At 59.0% G+C, this 18,524-nt stretch carries 13 protein-coding genes and 6 pseudogenes; 7 read left to right on the plus strand and 12 right to left on the minus strand.

Features of this window, described 5'->3' with window-relative positions:
• Positions 1-81: 81 nt before the first annotated feature.
• The 7 genes from ehuB to NKH02_RS32095 all read right to left on the minus strand — a co-directional run bounded on the left by ehuB (position 82) and on the right by NKH02_RS32095 (position 6,688).
• Positions 82-966 carry an ectoine/hydroxyectoine ABC transporter substrate-binding protein EhuB gene (gene ehuB / locus NKH02_RS32065; protein WP_352883712.1) on the minus strand — a complete coding sequence of 295 codons (885 nt, stop codon included), beginning with the start codon at positions 964-966 and terminating at the stop codon, positions 82-84.
• 714 nt (positions 967-1,680) lie between these two features.
• Positions 1,681-2,427, minus strand: coding sequence for an SDR family NAD(P)-dependent oxidoreductase (locus tag NKH02_RS32070; RefSeq protein WP_352883715.1), 747 nt, complete (start codon positions 2,425-2,427; stop codon positions 1,681-1,683).
• Between the two features lie 303 nt (positions 2,428-2,730).
• Positions 2,731-3,570 (minus strand): aldo/keto reductase, encoded by an 840-nt coding sequence (locus NKH02_RS32075; RefSeq protein WP_352883717.1) that lies wholly within the window; start codon positions 3,568-3,570, stop codon positions 2,731-2,733.
• Positions 3,571-3,703: 133 nt separating this feature from the next.
• A complete protein-coding gene (locus tag NKH02_RS32080) occupies positions 3,704-4,393 on the minus strand; it encodes a 2-oxo acid dehydrogenase subunit E2 (protein WP_352883720.1) in 690 nt (229 codons plus the stop codon).
• Complete coding sequence (locus tag NKH02_RS32085) at positions 4,393-4,629, minus strand: biotin/lipoyl-containing protein (protein ID WP_352883722.1); 237 nt, start codon at positions 4,627-4,629, stop codon at positions 4,393-4,395. Before NKH02_RS32085 ends, NKH02_RS32080 begins: the two co-directional genes overlap by 1 nt.
• Positions 4,630-4,664: 35 nt before the next feature.
• Positions 4,665-5,666: an alpha-ketoacid dehydrogenase subunit beta gene (locus tag NKH02_RS32090; protein WP_352883735.1), complete on the minus strand. Its 1,002-nt coding sequence runs from the start codon at positions 5,664-5,666 to the stop codon at positions 4,665-4,667.
• Between the two features lie 5 nt (positions 5,667-5,671).
• Positions 5,672-6,688: a thiamine pyrophosphate-dependent dehydrogenase E1 component subunit alpha gene (locus NKH02_RS32095; RefSeq protein ID WP_352883724.1), complete on the minus strand. Its 1,017-nt coding sequence runs from the start codon at positions 6,686-6,688 to the stop codon at positions 5,672-5,674.
• 738 nt (positions 6,689-7,426) lie between these two features.
• Here NKH02_RS32095 and NKH02_RS32100 point away from each other — a divergent pair.
• On the plus strand, positions 7,427-8,149 hold the full coding sequence (locus NKH02_RS32100; protein ID WP_352883726.1) for an aspartate/glutamate racemase family protein: 723 nt from the start codon (positions 7,427-7,429) through the stop codon (positions 8,147-8,149).
• A gap of 608 nt (positions 8,150-8,757) precedes the next feature.
• Here the strand turns inward: NKH02_RS32100 and NKH02_RS32105 are convergent.
• Both NKH02_RS32105 and NKH02_RS32110 read right to left on the minus strand, forming a co-directional pair.
• Positions 8,758-9,348, minus strand: coding sequence for a transposase (locus tag NKH02_RS32105; RefSeq protein ID WP_352883738.1), 591 nt, complete (start codon positions 9,346-9,348; stop codon positions 8,758-8,760).
• Positions 9,302-10,126, minus strand: a pseudogene (locus NKH02_RS32110) (IS5 family transposase). The gene NKH02_RS32105 and the pseudogene NKH02_RS32110 overlap by 47 nt, the downstream one beginning before the upstream one ends.
• Positions 10,127-10,975: 849 nt before the next feature.
• On the opposite strand from NKH02_RS32110, the pseudogene NKH02_RS32115 reads away from it, so the two are divergent.
• Positions 10,976-11,685, plus strand: a pseudogene (locus NKH02_RS32115) (IS6 family transposase).
• 89 nt (positions 11,686-11,774) lie between these two features.
• Here NKH02_RS32115 and istA read toward each other — a convergent pair.
• A pseudogene (gene istA / locus NKH02_RS32120) lies at positions 11,775-12,874 on the minus strand (IS21 family transposase); the annotation flags it as partial.
• 346 nt (positions 12,875-13,220) lie between these two features.
• On the opposite strand from istA, the gene NKH02_RS32125 reads away from it, so the two are divergent.
• The 4 genes and pseudogenes from NKH02_RS32125 to NKH02_RS32140 all read left to right on the plus strand — a co-directional run.
• Positions 13,221-13,622 carry a transposase family protein gene (locus NKH02_RS32125; protein ID WP_502913887.1) on the plus strand — a complete coding sequence of 134 codons (402 nt, stop codon included), beginning with the start codon at positions 13,221-13,223 and terminating at the stop codon, positions 13,620-13,622.
• Between the two features lie 18 nt (positions 13,623-13,640).
• Positions 13,641-14,585, plus strand: coding sequence for a transposase (locus NKH02_RS32130; protein ID WP_502913888.1), 945 nt, complete (start codon positions 13,641-13,643; stop codon positions 14,583-14,585).
• A 172-nt stretch (positions 14,586-14,757) separates the two neighbouring features.
• Positions 14,758-16,017, plus strand: a complete 1,260-nt coding sequence (locus NKH02_RS32135) for an NAD(P)-dependent oxidoreductase (protein ID WP_352883730.1) — start codon at positions 14,758-14,760, stop codon at positions 16,015-16,017.
• A 289-nt stretch (positions 16,018-16,306) separates the two neighbouring features.
• A pseudogene (locus NKH02_RS32140) lies at positions 16,307-16,635 on the plus strand (site-specific integrase); the annotation flags it as partial.
• Between the two features lie 286 nt (positions 16,636-16,921).
• Here the strand turns inward: NKH02_RS32140 and NKH02_RS32145 are convergent.
• A pseudogene (locus tag NKH02_RS32145) lies at positions 16,922-17,325 on the minus strand (transposase).
• Between the two features lie 372 nt (positions 17,326-17,697).
• A complete protein-coding gene (locus tag NKH02_RS32150) occupies positions 17,698-17,955 on the minus strand; it encodes a hypothetical protein (protein WP_352883732.1) in 258 nt (85 codons plus the stop codon).
• Between the two features lie 181 nt (positions 17,956-18,136).
• On the opposite strand from NKH02_RS32150, the pseudogene NKH02_RS32155 reads away from it, so the two are divergent.
• Positions 18,137-18,524 (plus strand): annotated as a pseudogene (locus NKH02_RS32155) (IS110 family RNA-guided transposase); the annotation flags it as partial.

The raw sequence follows: 18,524 nt of genomic DNA on the forward strand, positions 1-18,524 counted from the left end.
ATGTCCCCCCCCCGCTGAGGCGCTCCCCGGCCATGGCCGGGGAGGTGATCAGCTGGATGGATGGCAGTTTCCGGCCTGGCTTCAAAGCTTGCAGGCCTCGGCGGCCGGTGTGCCGTCCGGCAGGTTGACTTTTTCGTAGCCGTACTTGCCGACGGACGCCATCATTTCGTCTGAGCCCATATAGTCTTTCAACACGGCATTGAATGCGTCGACTGTAGCCTGCTCGCTGAGCGGGAAGGCGATGGCCGCATACTCGCGGGGGGAGGACGAGGTGAACGGGTCGGCTGTCTCGAGACTGTCATTCTTCTCGACAATTTTCTTCGCGTCGAAGAAGTCCGTGCTACCAGCCGCGGCGCGTCCGGTCTTTACAGCCTGTGCGATCTCCGGCCCTCCGGCGACCTGCATAATCTTGTCGTCGGCAAAGCCTAACTTTTGCGCGACCGCGACGCTAGTGTAGCCGGAACCGGTAACGAGGACGAGTCCTTTGTCACGCACATCCTCAAAGGAATGCAGCCCTTCCGGGTTTCCCTTCAGCACGATCAGCGAGTCCCTGGCCCTGGAGATCGGGTCGCTGAACAGCACGTTGCGGCAGCGCTCCGGCTTGATGTACATGCCGCCCGTAATGATGTCGAACCGACCAGCCTGGAGGCCGGGTAGCAGCGAACCCCAGTCGGTTACGACCGACTCGACTTTGGTCGTACCCATCTTCTTCAGAACGTCCAGCGTCATCGCATTGACCAAGCCGAGCGGCTCGTTGTTTGGACCGGGATAGGCGGCCGGAGGTCCGTTAGTGAAGCCAAAGCGGATAGTGTCTCCATTCTTGATCCTCTCGAGTAGCGACTGCGCTGAGGCTGAACCGGCCATCGCGCCGATCGTCATCGCCGCTATGCCCAGTGCAGCCATGCAACTCAGGATTGTATGTCTCAAGAGATTATTCCCGCTACGGTCGCGTTTCGACGTATCCATTAGTAGTTTCTCCTTCCGTCCTTGTTTGGCCGTTCATTCCATATCTAAGATAGGACTTTGTAGTGACCGTTCCCCTTGCCATCCGGGTTTGACCGCGCCTCGATACCGTGAACGTTCCGTCGATACCGGACCGATCAGTGCCCACTTCATAAGCTTAACACCTCAAATGGGCCATTTCCCGCAAATTACCCTATACGATGCAGGAAATCTGCGCTTTCTCCGTGCAGGCGCGCATTTCGTACCCTTTTCTGGTGGGCTCGGAACATTTCATCCTATCGTGATCAACGGGATCGGCCGGACAGCTAGAGCTGTCGTGGGGATCGGCGTGCAAAATTGATGTTACTGCTTTCATCGACGCGATCCTTGTCGGTGCCGTAGAGCTCGCCGGGGCCACGCCTGGCCACCTGACGGGAAAAGGACTTCCTCGCTCGACAGGGATCAGTCCAACAAGCTACAACCGAGCGCATGATATTCCCGGGCACGACCTTGATCGTAGTTCGATGATGATGAAGTTGCGGACGCGGTGCAGTCATTCCCACCCTTCCGCATCGTCCTAGGGCCGACAAAGCTTTATAAGGCGATCCCGAGCACGGCTCGCCAACCCAAACCTAGTTTGGAGAGCGCTCTATCTTCCCGTTTTGGCCCTTATCGCTTCAAACGCCCGGTGTAGAGTCAGCCCAAGTCGGCCTTCGTCCGATGCTTTTTGCTGCGCATCTATACGGTAAGATAGCCACCATCAATTGGCAGGGTTACCCCATTGATGAAGCTCGCCGCCTTCGAGGCCAGGAACACCACCGGCTCAGCAATCTCGTGAGCCTGCCCGAACCGTCGCATAGGGCAATGCCATTGCAGCCACTCATCCGTCTTGCCGTCCCCCTTTCCGCCCATTGCCGTGTCGATATAGCCCGGAGCCACTGCGTTGACGCGTATCGAGTAGGGCGCAAGCTCGCGGCACATGATTTGGGTTAACAACCGAATGCCGCCTTTCGACGCAGTGTAGCCCACGTGAGCGAAACCGCTCGTGAACGCTACCACTGACGAAATATTGATGACAGTTCCGTGCGTCGTCTTTAGGGCTGGCAAGAACGCACGGGCCATGTCGAAGGCGCCTGTCAAATTAACGGCAATGGTTCTGTCCCAGATTTCGGCTGAACCAGGATCGTCCATACGCTCCATTCCTCCGATGCCAGCATTGTTTACGAGAATTGAGAGAGGCCCCGAAGAAGACTCCAGCTGAGCTGCAAACGCCTCAATGGCAGCTCTGTCCGTAACGTCGAGCATGGCAGAGAATGCGACTAGGCCATCATTCCGGATGGACCCCGCCACGCTTTCCGCCCTAGAAGCTTCGACATCGACTACGACGACACGAGCGCCGGCCTCAGCCAAGGCACGAGCGGTTGCCGCTCCAATTCCACCCCCTCCGCCAGTTACAAGAGCAAGAGGATTGCCGTCGAGCTTCATGGTAATCTCATCCAAGTGTGTTGCTTTTGGTCCACCGGCTTGGCTGCCCCACCCAGAAAAGCTAAATGATGTCAAAGGTTCGGGCAATCGTTAGCCGTTGACGGGCGTTTACTGAACCAGCCTCCAGCGCTCTCCGAAGGGAAATGGAGCGGTTCGAACTTCACCTCAATTCTCACCGACGGGCCATGATACGAAGGTCCAAACAGGCCCGCGCGAAAGCGCAAGGAATTGCAGATCTTTCCGAACATCGTTTCGAGCAAAACCTGCTTTGTGGGTTTGCTCCGCTGCGAGGTTTCGGCAGCACTAACCGGGCTCATCCCATTGCGGCGCGTGATAGCCTTCGTTGATGTAGAAGCGCAGATTTTTCGACCGAAGCCGCGCGATCGCTGCCATCTCCTCATTGGAAAGCTCGAAATCGAACACATCGATGTTTTCCGCCAGCCACTCCTTGCGCTCGGCTCTAGGAATGGCGACCACAGCTTCCTGCTGCATGTGCCAGCGAAGCACGACCTGCACAGGACTCTTGCCGTGCCGCTTGGCGGCCTCCCTGATCACCGCCTCCTCGAGCAGCGCTCCGCCTCGGCCGAGCGGGCCATAGGCGACCATCGCCATGCCGACCGCGCGGCAGGCGGCATGAACTTTGATCTGGTCGAGATAGGGATGATACTCGACCTGATTGGCCACAAGCGGGGCATCCGATAGGCGTACAGCTTCCGCAAGTATCCTGGTGGGGAAATTCGACACGCCGATGTGCCGCGCCATGCCGAAATTTCGAACCGCGTTCAGCGCCTTGATGGATCCCGCCAGCGGAATTTCCGGGTTCGGCCAGTGGATCAGCAGCAGGTCGACCGCGTCTAGGCCAAGCCGCTTAAGGCTCTCCTCGGCCGATCGCTCCAGGTCTCCCGGAGCGATATCGGTATACCAGACTTTGGTGGTGACGAAGACCTCGTCGCGCGGTACGCCGGAAAAACGCAGTCCCTCGCCTACCGCGCGCTCGTTGTCATAGGTCGATGCGGTATCGACATGGCGGTAGCCGAGCGAAAGCGCATCTGCAACCAACTCCGAGCACACTTCGTCCTTAAGCGTCCAAGTCCCAAGGCCGATTACCGGGATTGCCGCGCCGTTCACCATGACATTATGCATAAGACGTCCTCATTGCTTCCCCGCCGCCGGGTATTCGTGCAATCATAGCCGACGCGCCACAACTGCGCCGGTCCCCCAGTCTACTCAACTATGCCTCCTAAACCCGAGCGGATACACTCGCGGAAGTTCAAGCTCATGCCAATCGATTCGGATCCGAGATGACCTCCCGCAAGCCCTGCAGGAATTTGCTCGCTTCGGCTCCATCGGCTGCGCGATGGTCAATTGACAGCGTGCAAGTCAGCATCGTTGCAACGCGCGTGTTGCCGAGGCGATCCGCCACGACTCGGGGCCCGGCGCGTCCTACGGCCAAAATGGCGCATTGTGGTGGGTTTATGATGGCATCGAACTGTTCGATCCCATACCCGCCAAGATTAGATATGCTGAACGAACCGCCAGATATCTCACTGAGCTTGAGGGCGTTGCGACCAGCTCGCTCCGCGAAATCCTTTACTTCCGCGGATATCTCCATGACCGACTTGGCTTCGGCACCGCGTACCACTGGAGTTGCTAGACCACCCTCGACGGCGATTACTACCGAAATGTCTGCGCTGTGAAATCGTCGGATCGCACTGTCCGTCATCTGGCAGTTAATGGCCGGGTTGTTGACCAAAGACACCGCAACCGCCTTGATGAGACAATCGTTTACCGATATTCTTTTCGTCGGATCAACTTCGTTGCTCGCTGCCCGCCAACGCATGAGGGCATCAACTTCGATGCAAGCTCCAAGCCGGAAGTGCGGAATTGTCTGCTTTGCCAGCGTCATGCGGGCGGCTATGGCTTTCCGCAACGGAGTCAGTGCTACGTCGGTAAACGAACTGGACATCAGCTTGTGATCGTTCCAATGACTGCATTTATCTCTACGGTTTGGCCTTCTGCCGCGACGATCGTGGCCAGTACGCCGCTTGCTGGTGACTCCACTTCCATAGTGGCCTTAGCTGTCTCGGCCTCTACAATGGTTTCGCCCTCGCTGACGTTGTCTCCAATACCTTTTAACCAGCGGACTATTGTAGCTTCCTCGATACCCATTCCACTTGAGGGTAGAACAATGTCGGTTATCATTTTGTTGAGCCCTCTATTAGCAACAGTATGGGACGTTAAAGCAGCCGCCGTACGGCAGCCATGATATGGTCCTTCGTCGGGTAAAAGTCTTTCTCGAGGGCGGGACTGAAGGGCACGTGAATGTCGGGAGCACTCAGGCGCAGGATCGGTCGCTTCAACAGATCGAAAGCTTCTTCCACCATGACCGCTGCGATTTCACTTCCGACGTTACAGACGGGGTGCGCGTTCTCAACGATCACTAGCCGTCGGGTCTTCGCTACCGATGTTTTGAACGCCTCATGGTCGAGCGGCTTCAACGTACGTGGGTCAATCACTTCGACTGAAATGCCATCCTTGGCGAGCGCGTCTGCGGCCTCCATTGTCGGCCGTATGGCGCCGGCAATAGCGATAAGCGTTACGTCTTTTCCCTCGCGCTTCACGTCCGCTTTGCCAATCGGGATCAGGCGCTCTGGATCTGTCGACACATCGCCTTTGAGCGGCCATAGGCGTGTGTCCTCGAAAACGAGGACAGGATCACCGTCGCGAATGGCCGATTTCATAAGCCCCTTGATGTCGGCGGGACTGGTCGGGCAGATGATCTTGAGGCCGGGCACATTCATAAAGAACGAATAAGGCCGGTCGGCATGCTGCGCCGCCTTAGACCCCATCGCGTACATACAGGAACGAATCACGATCGGAACGTCGATCTGGCCTCCAGTCATATAGCGCAATTTTGAGGCCTGGTTAATGATCTGATCCGAGGCCAGATAGACGAAGCTCGCAATTGTGAGGTCTACGATCGGGCGCAATCCATTGATGGCGGCGCCGATTCCGACGCCGGTGAAACTGTTTTCGGAAATCGGCATGTGCCAAATTCGGTTCTTCCCGAATCGCTCAACAAGTTTGTCGCCACCATATACCGAAATGTCCTCTCCCATGAGGATGACGCGCTCATCACGCTCCATTTCCTCTATCTGTGCCTGCATGATGGCCTCAAGATAAGTCAGCCTAACATGGGGGCCGGGCGCTGCGGCTAGTTTCTGGGCATGAGTTTGCATGTCGATCAATTCCTCTCCAGCCCATCCACGAAGCTGTGGCTGCCTGTAAGGGGCGATTTGAACATGTAGTCCGGCAAAGTTTCTGGCCGGGGCATGGGACTGACCATAGCAAATTCTACGGCCTGCTTGACCGCGCCTGCGACTTCTTCTTCAATCGCCGCCAAGCTATCTTCATCGTAGCCGGCGTCGAGCAAAACAGCGCGATAGAGCACAATCGGATCTCGGCCGCGCTTGTAAGTCTGGACTTCCTCAATCGACCGGTAGGGCGGCCCCGAAATCACCATCCCGAAATTGTGCTCATCGAATCGGTAGGTGTTAGCTACTATAAGAGTGGGCCCTTCGCCCGCACGCGCTCGAGCGACAGCCTGCGCCGCAGCTTCATAAACGACGCTCACGTCCTGCCCATCGACCTCTATCCCGGGCATGCCGTATCCTGCCGCCCGCAACGCGATGTCTGGTTGCCCGTGGCTTTGTGCCACCGAAGTGGAGATTGCATAGCCGTTGTTTTCGCAAAGATAGATGACCGGAAGTTTCCAAAGGGAAGCCATGTTGAGACTCTCGTGGAAGGTGCCCTGGTTGACCGCACCATCGCCAAAGAAGCAAAGGGTAACCTGATCGAGGCCCCGCTGTTTCGCGCCGAACGCACATCCCGTAGCAAGGGGAATGCCCCCTCCGACGATGGCCGACTCGCTGATGATACCGACCGACTTGTCTGCGAGGTGCATCGAGCCCCCACGCCCCTTGCAAATGCCACTCTCTTTTCCAAACAGCTCAGCCATGAGCGCGTCCAGATGTGCACCCTTCCCGATAGGATGGCCGTGCGAACGATGTGTTCCGGTCATGGCGTCATCGCTCCGCAGGGCGAGACACGCCCCTACAATAGCCGCTTCCTGGCCCACGCTCGCGTGGAAAGAACCAGGGATTTTGCCAGCTCTGGTCTGGCGCATACCCTCTTCTTCGAAACGACGGATGCGGAGCATTCGCCGATAAGCTTCCAATCTCTGATCGCCGCTCAACCGCATGATTCCAACGTTCCTCCAAAATCCAAAATGTGCAGCTTACCAAGGCGGGAGACCGCAGCGGGCTCCATTGTTCAACTTGATGATGCCAACTCGATCAACGTAGCAACAAATTGGGCCCCCTTTTCAGGAATTGCTGCCTATGGATGCAGAAAACCGGCTTTGCTCTGCCTGGGCGCGCACATTTCCCGCGTTCGGTGGCGCCCGCCCATTTCTTCGTGGACCAGATAGCAAGAGGGGTGGTGTTTGCCATCGGCTCATATCGAGTTAGCTTGTCCTGGCCGAACTCGAGAACCAGCACTTTGCGGACCGCATCAAGGGCCACGGTTCGCGGCCCAAAACCAGACCGCCGCCGGGCGCTTCGTCCGTCATTGCAGTTTGCGGGCTTCCGGCTGGCGTGATTCCCCGCTTCAAGCAATGGGCTATATTTCACCTGTATCACTTGTTTCGATCCCACCGGCAAATTGCAGCAATTGCGCAGACGCATCGCGAAAACGCGGATTTCCTGCTTTGTTGACGATTGAATTGCGCGAAGTGGCCCAAGTAAGCTGCTACTTTGATGAAGTGGGCACTGGTCGCTCCGGTATCGAGGATGGCTGGGCAGAACGTCTAGGGTGTCGCGTTCTGAAACCCGCACCGCAGGGGGGAAGCGCCGCTTCATAGTATTGCAAATGGATATGAACGTCGTTCGACACTGTGTTCGAGTAGAGCGGCAAAGCAAAAAACAGAAGGAGGATTTAAATGGCCTTGACAGAGTTCCCCTCTCTAGGAGTTCTGACGTTCGAAGGAGGGCCTGCCGGCGGCCACACGCCGTGGCCGTCCGGCACGCTGCTGAACCCGGCTACATTTGAATTTCCAATGATCTGGGAAACTGTGTCAGGATCTCGGCCGGAAGCTGTTATCCGCGGCGATCGAGCCCTTGAGTCGCCTTGCATCGAAGCTGCTAGGCGGTTAGTGGAACGAGGCGCAAAGGCGATTACCGCAGACTGCGGCTTCTTTATACGGCATCAGGAGGCGGTAGCTGCGGCAGTGAATGTCCCCGTGGCGATGTCTAGCCTGCTGCTAGTTCCAACGCTGCTCCGTCAGCTGCCGCCGGCCGCCAAGCTTGCTATCGTTACTGCCGATTCGACTCATTGCGACATAAATCTGCTCGGGATCAACGAACCGGCCGACCGGGAGAGGGTGGTAATAGGCGGGGGCTTCTCAAGCAGCACGTTGCACAGAATGGAGGTGATGCTTGCGTCTCATCCAACCAAAACTGACATAGCTGCTTGTGTTGCTGATATGGAAACTGATTTATCTGCCTGTATAACGCGACTCCGCGACTCGCATCCCGATGTTGCGGCAGTCTTGTTCGAATGTACTGCGTTTCCGATGGTTACACCGGCTATCCGTCGTAAAACAAAGTTGCCCATCTACGACATTACAACCCTTTGCCGGTTGACCTTCGGCTCCGTTGTCTAGTCATAGTATGTCAAAGAGTTTTGTTAACAATAGATTGCCAAAATAGAGATTCACGCTTCAAACGGCGGGGCGATAGATCTCCAAGACGGAATCGGGACGAGTGAAATCGCGTTTGCGGCTTATCTCCAGGCATTTGCCTCGCCCTTGGCGCACGCCGACCGGCTGAACCGCTGGAGACCTGGTGCACGGGGCCACTCTTGCCGGGCGAGCGCAGGCGGCCCATCAGTCTTTTTATCACTTCGTGGCGAAAGCGGATGGGTCGGACGGTGATGACGTTGACAAAGACCCGCTCTTGTTCTGACGCTTGAGGAGGGCCTGCGGTCGGCCACACCTAGCTCGCGGCTCCCGGCGCGCAACCAGCGCATCTACGATCGCGATTACTCGCCTAGTGCGACGGGCCTGCGTTAGGTCGTCCCTTTTAATCCTAAAACTCACTCGCCGCCGCAGTACAAGAGTCATCTGAAAGCAAAGCGCCATGTTAGCCTCTTCGTTGTTCACCAAGCTCGATCAGGTCGGACTTGTAGTCCATAAACTGGAGCCGTGGCTGGAGCTATACATTGCAATGGGCATCGGGCCTTGGTGGGTCAAGACCTATGCTGCCCCAGAGCTTAGAGTCCGTTTGGGAATTGGTTCAATGGCTGATTCTGCGCATCAAGAGACTGCCCATGGCGGCGTGGATCATGGTTTCGGAGACGTCGATGCGTCGTTCGTAGTCGCGCACCAGGCGGCGTCAGCGTGTGAGCCAGCCGAAGGTTCGCTCGACCACTCAACGCCTGGGCAGCACCTTGAAGTCGGGCTTGGTGCCGATGCGGCACTTCGACTACGAAGTCGAGGAGGGCGGCCTTGTCCAGCAATTCCCTGCGATCGTAGCCGCCGTCGGCGAAGAGATGCTTGATCCATGGCCAGCGCTTGCGGATGGCCTCGAAGATCATCTGCGCGCCGGCGCTGTCGGAGATGTCAGCCGGCGTGAGATCGACCATCAGCAGCCGCCCATCGGTGTCGACCGCGATTTGGCGCTTGCGCCCGACCGTCGTTTTGGCCGCATCATAGCCGCGCTCCGCCCCCAGCGCCGATGGCTTTGCGAGCGAATTGCCAACGCGCTCGAGCGCCGGTGCGGCGAATAGCGACCTAAGAGTCCTCTCTGTTTTGAATTCAGGGATGAGCGTTTCTACGGATGAGATTGCCGCCCATAGCGACAGGGATCATGGCGTGAGAGACGTCGATGCGCTTCTCGTAGTCGCGCACGAGGCGGCGCCATCTTGTCATCCAACCGAAGGTGCGCTCGACAACCCAGCGGCGGGGCAAGACTTCGAAACCCTTCTGGTCGTCGGATCTGCGGATGATCTCTATCACGAAGTCCAGATATGCGGCCTTGTCCATGAGCTTCAGCCGATCGTAGGCGCCATCGGCGAACAGATGCTTCACCCAGGGCCAGCGCTTGCGGATCCTGTCCAAGATCGCCTGAGCGCCGGCGCTGTCGGAGATATCGGCCGGCGTCAGGTGGACCATCAACAGGCGCCCATCCGTATCGACCGCGATATGGCGCTTGCGTCCGACGATCTTTTTTCCGGCGTCGTAACCCCTTGTTCCAGCTTGCGGAGCCTTGACCGACTGGCTGTCGATCACCGCCGCCGTAGGGCTCGCCTCGCACCCGGCCCGCTCACGATCAAGCATCAGAGCCACGTCGTGGATGGTCCGGAACAGAAACCGCCGCGCCAGCTCGCGAAATCATCCATAGACCGTCTGCCAGGGCCCGAAATGAATCGGCAGCATCCGCCAGCCGCACCCCGAACGAACCAGGTAGCGCACGGCATTGATCACCTCGCGAAAATCAACCTCGCGCGGACGCCCACGCCGCCCAGGCTTGGGCATTAGCGGCGCGAACTGCTCCCACTCCTCGTCCGTCAAATCAGACGGGTAGCGCTTGGTCTTCTTGGCGATCTGGGCCATCCGACCACGGCTCTGTTCTGTCCACATCCAAAGCTTGAATCATAACTCAGCCTCAGACGGACCCCCAGCACGCCGATTTTCAAAACAGCCTCTTAGGGACATGCGAGTGCGTGGTAAGCCCGCCGAGTACTCGATGCGGCTGGCTCTATACAACGTCGGTAATACGCAGTGGGAACTCATAGAGCCGCTGAGTGGGCCGTCAATCTATGATGAACATTTGGAGCAACATGGGGAAGGTTGTCACCATGTGCACGTCTCGTTAGTGGTTCTTACGAGAGCTTAGTTGCGGAGATGGAGAAACGGAACTCGCCTCTAATCATGGAAGGTAATTTCCGTGGCTCACGATTCAGCTATTTCGATACCATCGACACTTTGGGATTTATGCAGAGGTGACATGTGCGCCGCCGGGCTTTGTGCGACCCGCGCCGGACTCTATTTATCCGGCCGATGCCAACAGGACTACAACTGGACTTTAGACAGCACGCTTCAAGCGCGCCGACCACAGCACCGTCTGACCGCTTCGCTACGAAGTGATGCAAAGACTGATGGGCCGCCTGAGTGGCATGATCATCTCAGGCTTCATGGCAGACTGAAGTCACGGCGCGGCCGGCCGGCCAGATCGTCAGCAGGAGTTGACGGGGCCTCGCAGCTGCAGAGCGCAGTCGACGTGCCGGCACATCAGGAAAAGGCATTGACCAAGGCCAGGCGCCGGATCAGCGAATTGGAGCAGAAGGTCGGGCACAGCAGCTCGATCTCTGATTTTTTTCGAGACGCCGTGCGGCACTTCGAGGAAGATCATCGTCAGAGCAGCGTCTTGGCGAAACGCGATTCTTCAAAGTCATCGAAAGATGGCAACCGCCCCGTGGGTCGGTCAGAATCCCCCGAGTATGGTCACTTGAAACGGATCTGTTGCAACCTTTTGATTACCAGCGCTGTGGCAAGGAGCCTTCGGCCTACAATTTGAGCCTGCGTGATCTTGAGCAGATGATGGCCGAGCGCGGCATCAGGGTCGATCACACGACCATCCACCGCTGGACCGTTCGTTTCTCGCCCTTGTTGCTCGAGCGCTTCAACCGGCGCAAGCGTAGCGTGACCGGCAAATGGCATGTCGACGAGACCTACATCAAGGTCCGCGGCCAGTGGATGTATTTCTATCGCGCCAAGACAATGTCGGTGACACAGTCGAGTTTTGGTTCAGCGAGCAGCGACCTGCCGGCGGCCAAACGCTTCTTCAGAAAGGCGCTGGAGGGTCATGGCCGACCGGATCGCGTCGTCATCGACGGGAGCCAGACCAACCACGAGGCGATCGTTTCCTGCGACACCACAAATCGCTTGCGGGATCGCGCCCGGCGCCGGCTGAAGCCGATCGCATCCGCCGGAGCCAGTATTTAAACAATCGGATCGAGCAGGACCATCGGCGCATCAAGCGCCGAGTCCGGCCGATGCTCGGCTTCAAATCAACGGCCACCGCCTCCACCATCCTTTCCGGCATCGAAATGATTCACATGATGCGCAAGCGACAGGCGAGGTACGCCTTCAATCCGAATCCGTCCCTGGCCGAGCAGTTCGAAATCCTCGCCGCCTGATTGACCTCGCATCAGGCCTCTCTGCGCCCCTATTCACCCGTTGCAACAAAACCCCTGATCGTGCCTTCCATCTGCATGTCCACGGCCTCTGGGAAGCTCATCAGGTGTGTTCCTCCGACAAAGACCTCGAGTCGATCGTCGAACAGCCGGACGCGAAGCCGATGTCCGATCAGGCGGGAGGGAACGGTGTAGAAGACCTTGCGCAAGGTGAAGCCGCCGGTCCGCGACACGGTCACGACCACCTCCTCGAAGTCGCTGGTCCGCCGGTCGGAGAGTTCCTGCAGATGAGGGCGCTCGGCATCAATGCGCTTGCCATGATTGGCGTTGTGCCGGCTGACGATCTCGTCGATGAAGGCGCGGTACGCGTCGAGATCGTCGAAGTCCCTGCTGCCGCGCATCAGAAGAGCGTCACGGATGGCGCTCTTGAGATGGCCGTGGGCGCTTTCGATCGCTCCGTTCTCGTGGGCGACGCCCTTGTTGTTGCGGGTTGGCGTCATGCGATAATGGGCGCAGAGTTCCTCGTAGCGATGCGTGAGATCCTCCTTCGCATCGGCGCTGAGATTGCGGAAAGCCGCCGACAGGCTGTCGCTGCGGTGATAGAACGGCGCTCCCCCAAGTGACCAGAGCGCGTTCTGCAGTCCTTCGGCCAGGGCCACGAAGCTCTCGCCCCCGAGAATGACGTGGCTGTGTTCGAAGCCCGACCAGGCGAGCCGGAAGTGGTAGAGCAGATGATCGAGCGGCTGGCCAGCGATCGACACGCCCAGACTGCTCATGTCGGTAAAATCCGACAGCCCGAGCCGGCCGGGTTCGTGAAGCTGACGGAAGATAACCTCCTGCTCTTCGCCGTGGATGGCGCGCCATGACCGAATGCGCCGCTCCAGGGTCCGGCGAATGCCTCGCTCAGTTCCGGGTGCCGCCGCAGCATCTCTTCGTAGATGGCGACTGCACGGATGCCTGGCGCCGCCTTCAAAAGGGGAACGACTTCAGCATCGAAGATGTGCTCGAGAGGGTCAGGCCGTCGCCGGCCTCGAGCGCTTTGCTTTTGCGATGGCAGGTCCGGATTCTTCTTGATGCGATAGGCCGTCGCTCTGCTGATCGACGCCTTGGCCGCGGCAACCTCGGTCGTGTGTTCCTGTCGTAACTTCATAAAGAGCCTCATCTGATGGTCGGTTACATGACGGCCTGGCACAAAGGTGATTCTCCATTCTTCAGAAAATCGCCACGGTACTTCAGCCAACCGCGCTCAACAGACGTCGGCAGTGACTCGGCGGGGGTGGTGTCACTCCGTTCGGGCTACGCCCTCACTGCGTCACACCACCCCCGCCGAGTCTCATCTTGATTGGGTTCTTCCGCATATTTGGTGCAGGTTGCGGGATTCACGGACGGTGCGAATAAGTTCATAGAGTCGGAATCGCAGTCGTCGCCGTGATTTGCCCGTGCTCTATGCCTTCCGCTCGCTGATTTCACCCGAGCTTTCGATTGTCCAAATTCTCCCTCAGGCCGACAGGGTGGTGCTCGTCGCTCGGCCGAAGGCGATGGACTCGTGCTGTTCATGTTGCGGCCGCCGAACCCGCCGCGTCCACAGTCACTACATGCGCCGGTTGACCGATCCGCCGTGGCAAGGGCGGGTTGTCGAAATCCGGCTCCACACACGACGGTTTCGATGCGCGAATTCACAATGCCCGCGCCGGATCTTCACCGAGAGGCTTCCTGAGACGGTTCAACCGAAAGCCCGGCGCACGTTCGGCTCGGCGAAGGCCAGATGGCGATCGGGTTTGCGGTGGGTGGCGAGCCGGGCTCGCGCCTTTCGGACAGGCTCGTATGCCGGTGAGCGGCGACACGCTGTTGCGGATGATCCGCGCGGCCGGGTTCGAGCCGCCGGAAGCGCCGCGGGTGGTGGCATCGACGACTGGGCATGGCGCAAAGGACAGCGCTAGGGAACGATCATCGGCGATCTGGAGCGCAACCGCGTGCTGGATCTATTGCCGGATCGAAATGCCGACACGGTCGCATCATGGCTGCAACGCAATCCTGGCACCGAGGTCATCGCGCGCGATCGTTCCGGCGTTTATGCCGAGGGCGCCCGTCGCGGTGCTCCCGATGCAACGCAGGTCGCCGATCGCTGGCATCTTCTCAAGAACCTGGGCGAAGCGTTGCGTCTGGCCGTCGGCCGCCATCGCAAGGCGGTCAGCGCCGCCGGAAAGGCCATGACATCCGAGATGGCCGGAACCGACGACGCCAAGCCATCCCCGAAACTTGATTGCCTGCGCCGGGCGAGGCGCAACCAGCGCAGTGAGCTCTACGCTGAAATCCTTCAGTTGCGGGAGGCCGGTCTGTCGCCTCGACAGATCGCGCCCGGGATTGGCATGAACGTGAGAACTGTCGAACGCTGGCTTGCAGCGGGCGGTGAGCCCGAGCACCGGCGGCCGCCCTCGCGCTCCGTTCTAATGGATCCTTTTCGAGACTATCTCGAAAAGCGCTGGGAGGAAGGCCAGCGCAACGGGTTGCAGCTGTGGACCGAAATCAAGCATCGCAGCTTTGAAGGCAGCAGGGCGACCGTCTACAGGTGGACCGCCGCCCGCAAGGAGCGGTCATCGACCGCTCCACCAAATTCGCGGTGGCGGCCGCCATCGCGCCGGAATTGTGCATGGCTCCTGAGCGAAGACCCGCAATCTCTCGATGAGCAGACCAAGCGGTTCCTTCACCATCTCCATGAAAATGCGCCGGAGCTTTCGATCGCGGGCAAACTCGCCCGCCGGTTTGCTGCAGTGATACGCGGCGACGATGATGCCGGCCTCGAGCAATGGATCGCCGATGCCACGGGCAGTGAGTTGGCCTCCCTTGCAGCAGGCATCGGCCGTGACATTGAGGCTGTCCGGGCGGCAATCACCCAGCCCTAGAGCACGAGCCCGGTCGAAGGCCAGATCAACCGCCTCAAGACGATCAAGCGCCAGATGTACGGGCGCGCCGCCTATCCACTCCTTCGGAGCCGACTGGTGGCAGCCGCTTGACCCAACCGGACAACGGGACACTCGAAAAAGTAGTCCCTGCACCAAATATGCGGAAGAACCCTTGATCGACGCTGAATCTCATCCTGATCGCCGCGCCGAACGCAAGTCGCTGGCATACAGCGAAACGCAGGCGATTAACGCTGCTTTTCTGCGCTCCGGCCCTGCTATTTCGCGCAGACGAGCAAAATACGATGTATATTCTTCGCGGAGCGGAGGTAATTTACACCGCAATTCGGCCTTTACACCGCAATTCGGCCCCAGTTTCCCCAACGAGAAAGAGTCCGCAATGAAAATCCTTTGCTTGTGGCATGCAACCGACGATGAACTCAGCGTCATCAAACACGCGCTACCGAGCGATACAGATGTTGTGGCGCCAAAAGGTGAATACTTCTCACGCTTTGAAGCCAGCTACGAAGACCTGGCGGCCGACGCCGTCGATGCCGATGCCTTCATCGGTTGGGGTATTCCAGCCGGGATCCTGGAGATCGCGGAGCGACTCAAGGTTTACGCGCACATGGGTTCCGGCGTCGACGACCTAAATCTTCCGTTGATCAAACAGCGCGGGGTGCGCCTTGCGAACAGCCGTGGAGCAAACGCAATTGCGCTCGCGGAGCACGCGATGATGTTCATCCTCTCTCTCGCGAAGAAGACCGTGCCCCGGCACGAGGTGACATCACAGCAGGGCCGTGGTTCGTTCTTCCCCCTCTGGGAGCCGGACACGCGAGCCTCGATGCTCAACGGCCGGACACTTGGGGTAATCGGCGTTGGCAAGATCGGCAGCCTCATCGCCAAATACGCTAAAGGCTTTGATATGCACGTGCTCGGCGTTCGCCGAAACAAGACCCGGGCGGTCGAGCACGTGGACTCGATGCATAGCCTTGATGAGCTACATCACGTGCTTCCGCAATGTGACTATGTAGTTCTCACGGTTCCTGCTACGAGGGAAACGGTCGGACTCTTTGGTGAGTCCGCCCTGGCTGCCATGAAGCCCTCGGCCTTTTTGATTAACGTGGCGCGAATGGACTTGGTCCGAGAGAAGCCTCTATATGACGCCCTAACGTCCGGTCGTCTGCGCGGCTACGCGGCAGATATTTGGTGGCGCTATGACATGGGTCAGTCCCAACCCGTGAGCTTCGGCTCGCGCTTAGCGGTGCACCAGCTTCCGAATGTGCTCTGCTCGGATAACGATGCACATAATGCGGACGACGTACTCGAGACCAGCATTCAGTTTGGCACTCGAATTCTCGTTGAGTTCGCGGAAGGAAAGCCGCTTACCACCGAAGTCGACTTACACCTGGGCTACGGCCCGGATGTTCAATAGCGCGCACGCTCGTCTATGAGCCAAGGTCATCGCGGCGATGAGGACGCCCGGTGCGCTCACATAGCGTAGAACGGTGCGGAGCGGCAATCAAGGGTTCTTCCGCATATTTGGTGCAGGTTGCGGGATTCACGGACTGTGCGAATAAGTTCATAGTCGTCCGTGAAGAACTCGGAACGCTTTGATTGAACTAAACCGCTGCTGCGGTAGCTGATGCGCGGCTCTGGCCTGAGGAGGCCCCTGTCTGAGAAGATTTGGTGTCGAGCCAACCTTCCAGACAGGAGAACCCCAGATGGCCCAGATAAGCCCTCTACGTCAGCGGATGATTGAAGATCTGGCGATCCGCAATTTGTCACCGGAGACCCAGCGATCTTACGTGCATCACGTGGCGAAGTTCAGTCGATTTTTTGGACGATCACCCGATCAACTGGGATACGAAGAGGTGCGCGCCTATCAGGCCCACTTGGTGGGCCAAGGGTCTCGTGGGGCGCGTTGAACCAGACCGTTTGCGCCTTGCGTTTCTTCTACGGCGTGACGCTGGGTCGCTCTGATCTGCCTGAGCGGATCGCTTACGCCCGGACGCCGCGCAAGTTGCCGGTCGTGCTGAGCGCAGGCTACGTACGAGCCAGAATGGGCGAGCCGAGCTGCCGCCGCCAGCTCGGCTGAAACGTCTTGATGGGTCGTGTCCCATCAGGTTCTCTAATCGCTTCTGTCAATGAGCTCCTCTCTCTTCGCTGATGCAGCGCTTGCCGGGCTCAAGGTTCTCTCCGTGGTCGATCGCAAGGATCGCCGCATGTTTGCGTCGGAACGGGTGGGTCGAAGTGGTGTTCGCGGTTCCATCGGACCGCGTGGAAGGGAGCGACCTCATCCGCGCAGGCGTCCCGGCAAGGACGCATCTTTGGAAGGCTCAGGTATTGGGGTCTTGGATCATGCTCCACGACGATGCGGCGGAATGGTTCGTTCGTCTTCCACATGGCGTGAAGAATGACAGCGAGCTTGCGTGCCACGGCGACCTTTGCCTTCTTGAATCCAGCTCCCTTGGCAATCCTGATGCCCCAGGCCTCAACGAGGAGATACCGGTTTGCCGGGCTAGGATGACGTTGGCAGCTTCATAGAGATGGGTTCGGGTTAGTTTATTGCCGCGTTTCGAGATGCGGCCATTTCGACTGACCTCGCCGGATTCGGCGTGAAGGCGAGGTATGCGCCGGCGCTGGAGGAGCGGCGGAAGCGGGAAGCATCGTCATGGGTGGCAGCGACCGAGAGTGCGATCACCGCTCCGACGCCGGGAGCCGTCATGAACAGGCGGGCCATGGCGTTCTGCTTGGCGGCCGCGCGGACATGCGCGTCGAGAGCCTTGATCCGCTCGATGATGGAATGGCGGGCCCCGATCAGAGCCTCGACGATCCGCCCGATTTCGGGCGCGGCCGTGAGCTCGCCGGATAATCTCCTCTGCGCGGCGGACAAAGCCACCTACCTTCTTTCCGAACGTGACGCCGAAGGTCTTGAGGAGTCCTCGGATCTCGTCCTCGATCTTGCCGCGGATGCCCACCAGGACGTTGCGCGCCGATAGCAACGCCCGCACGATATAGGCGCCGTGGCTCTTGATGTGGACTTCCTTGAACCATCCTGTCCGCACGTTTTGTGCCAGACCGGCCGCGTCGTGCCGGTCCGTCTTGTTCGGCATTATCGAGAAGGCGGCGCTCGCATGACGGGTATCCAGACAAACGGCAAGCTGCGCGTGACCAACTCGTTCCACAGCCACACGGCCAGCGGACCGGTTTCCATCCCGATCCTTGCAACCTTTCCCGCCTTCCCGGCCAGCCAGTCTGCGATCGCGTCTGGATCGGAGGAACCTTCCCCTCCGCGATCTTCTTCCCGTTCTCGTCGACCACGCAGATGGCCGTCTGTTCCATCGACATCCAGGGCGGCATACTTCGTCACGGCAGTTCTCCTTCCTCGGGATACGGCGCTGACTGATTCATCGACATGGTCAGGTCGGGGAACTGCCGCTCGGAATGCGAGAGGCGCCACCCGCGATTACGCTAAGTACATGCTATGGGGCGAGCGGCGAGGTATGGCATCCTTCGGCGCTGTTGGATCCACCATCAGAAGGAGGCACCCGATGTCGCCGTCTTTTGACGCGAGCCGGTCCCTTACCGCTCTTGAACAGGATAACACGATCATCGCCGTCATCGAAATGAGCAAGGCGAAATGGCTGATTGCCGCGCTCGTACCCGGCCTCGAGCGCCAGCCCCTCAAGAAGATCGATGCCGACGCACCATCACTGTTGAAGCTGCTGCAGCGCTGGCGCGACGAAGCCGGCCAGGCCGGGCACATGATCAAGCGGATCGCCGTCGCCTATGAGGCGGCCGGCGACGGCTTCTGGCTGGCGCGCTGGCTGTGGGCGCGCGACATCGAGGCCTATGCCATCCACCCCGCCAGCGTTGCGGTGTCGCGTGAGCACCGGCGCGCCAAGACCGATCGTCTCGACACCGAGCTTTTGATGCGCG

It is taken from the genome of Mesorhizobium sp. M1396, assembly GCF_040317725.1.
In the GTDB taxonomy this organism is placed as follows: Bacteria; Pseudomonadota; Alphaproteobacteria; order Rhizobiales; family Rhizobiaceae; genus Mesorhizobium.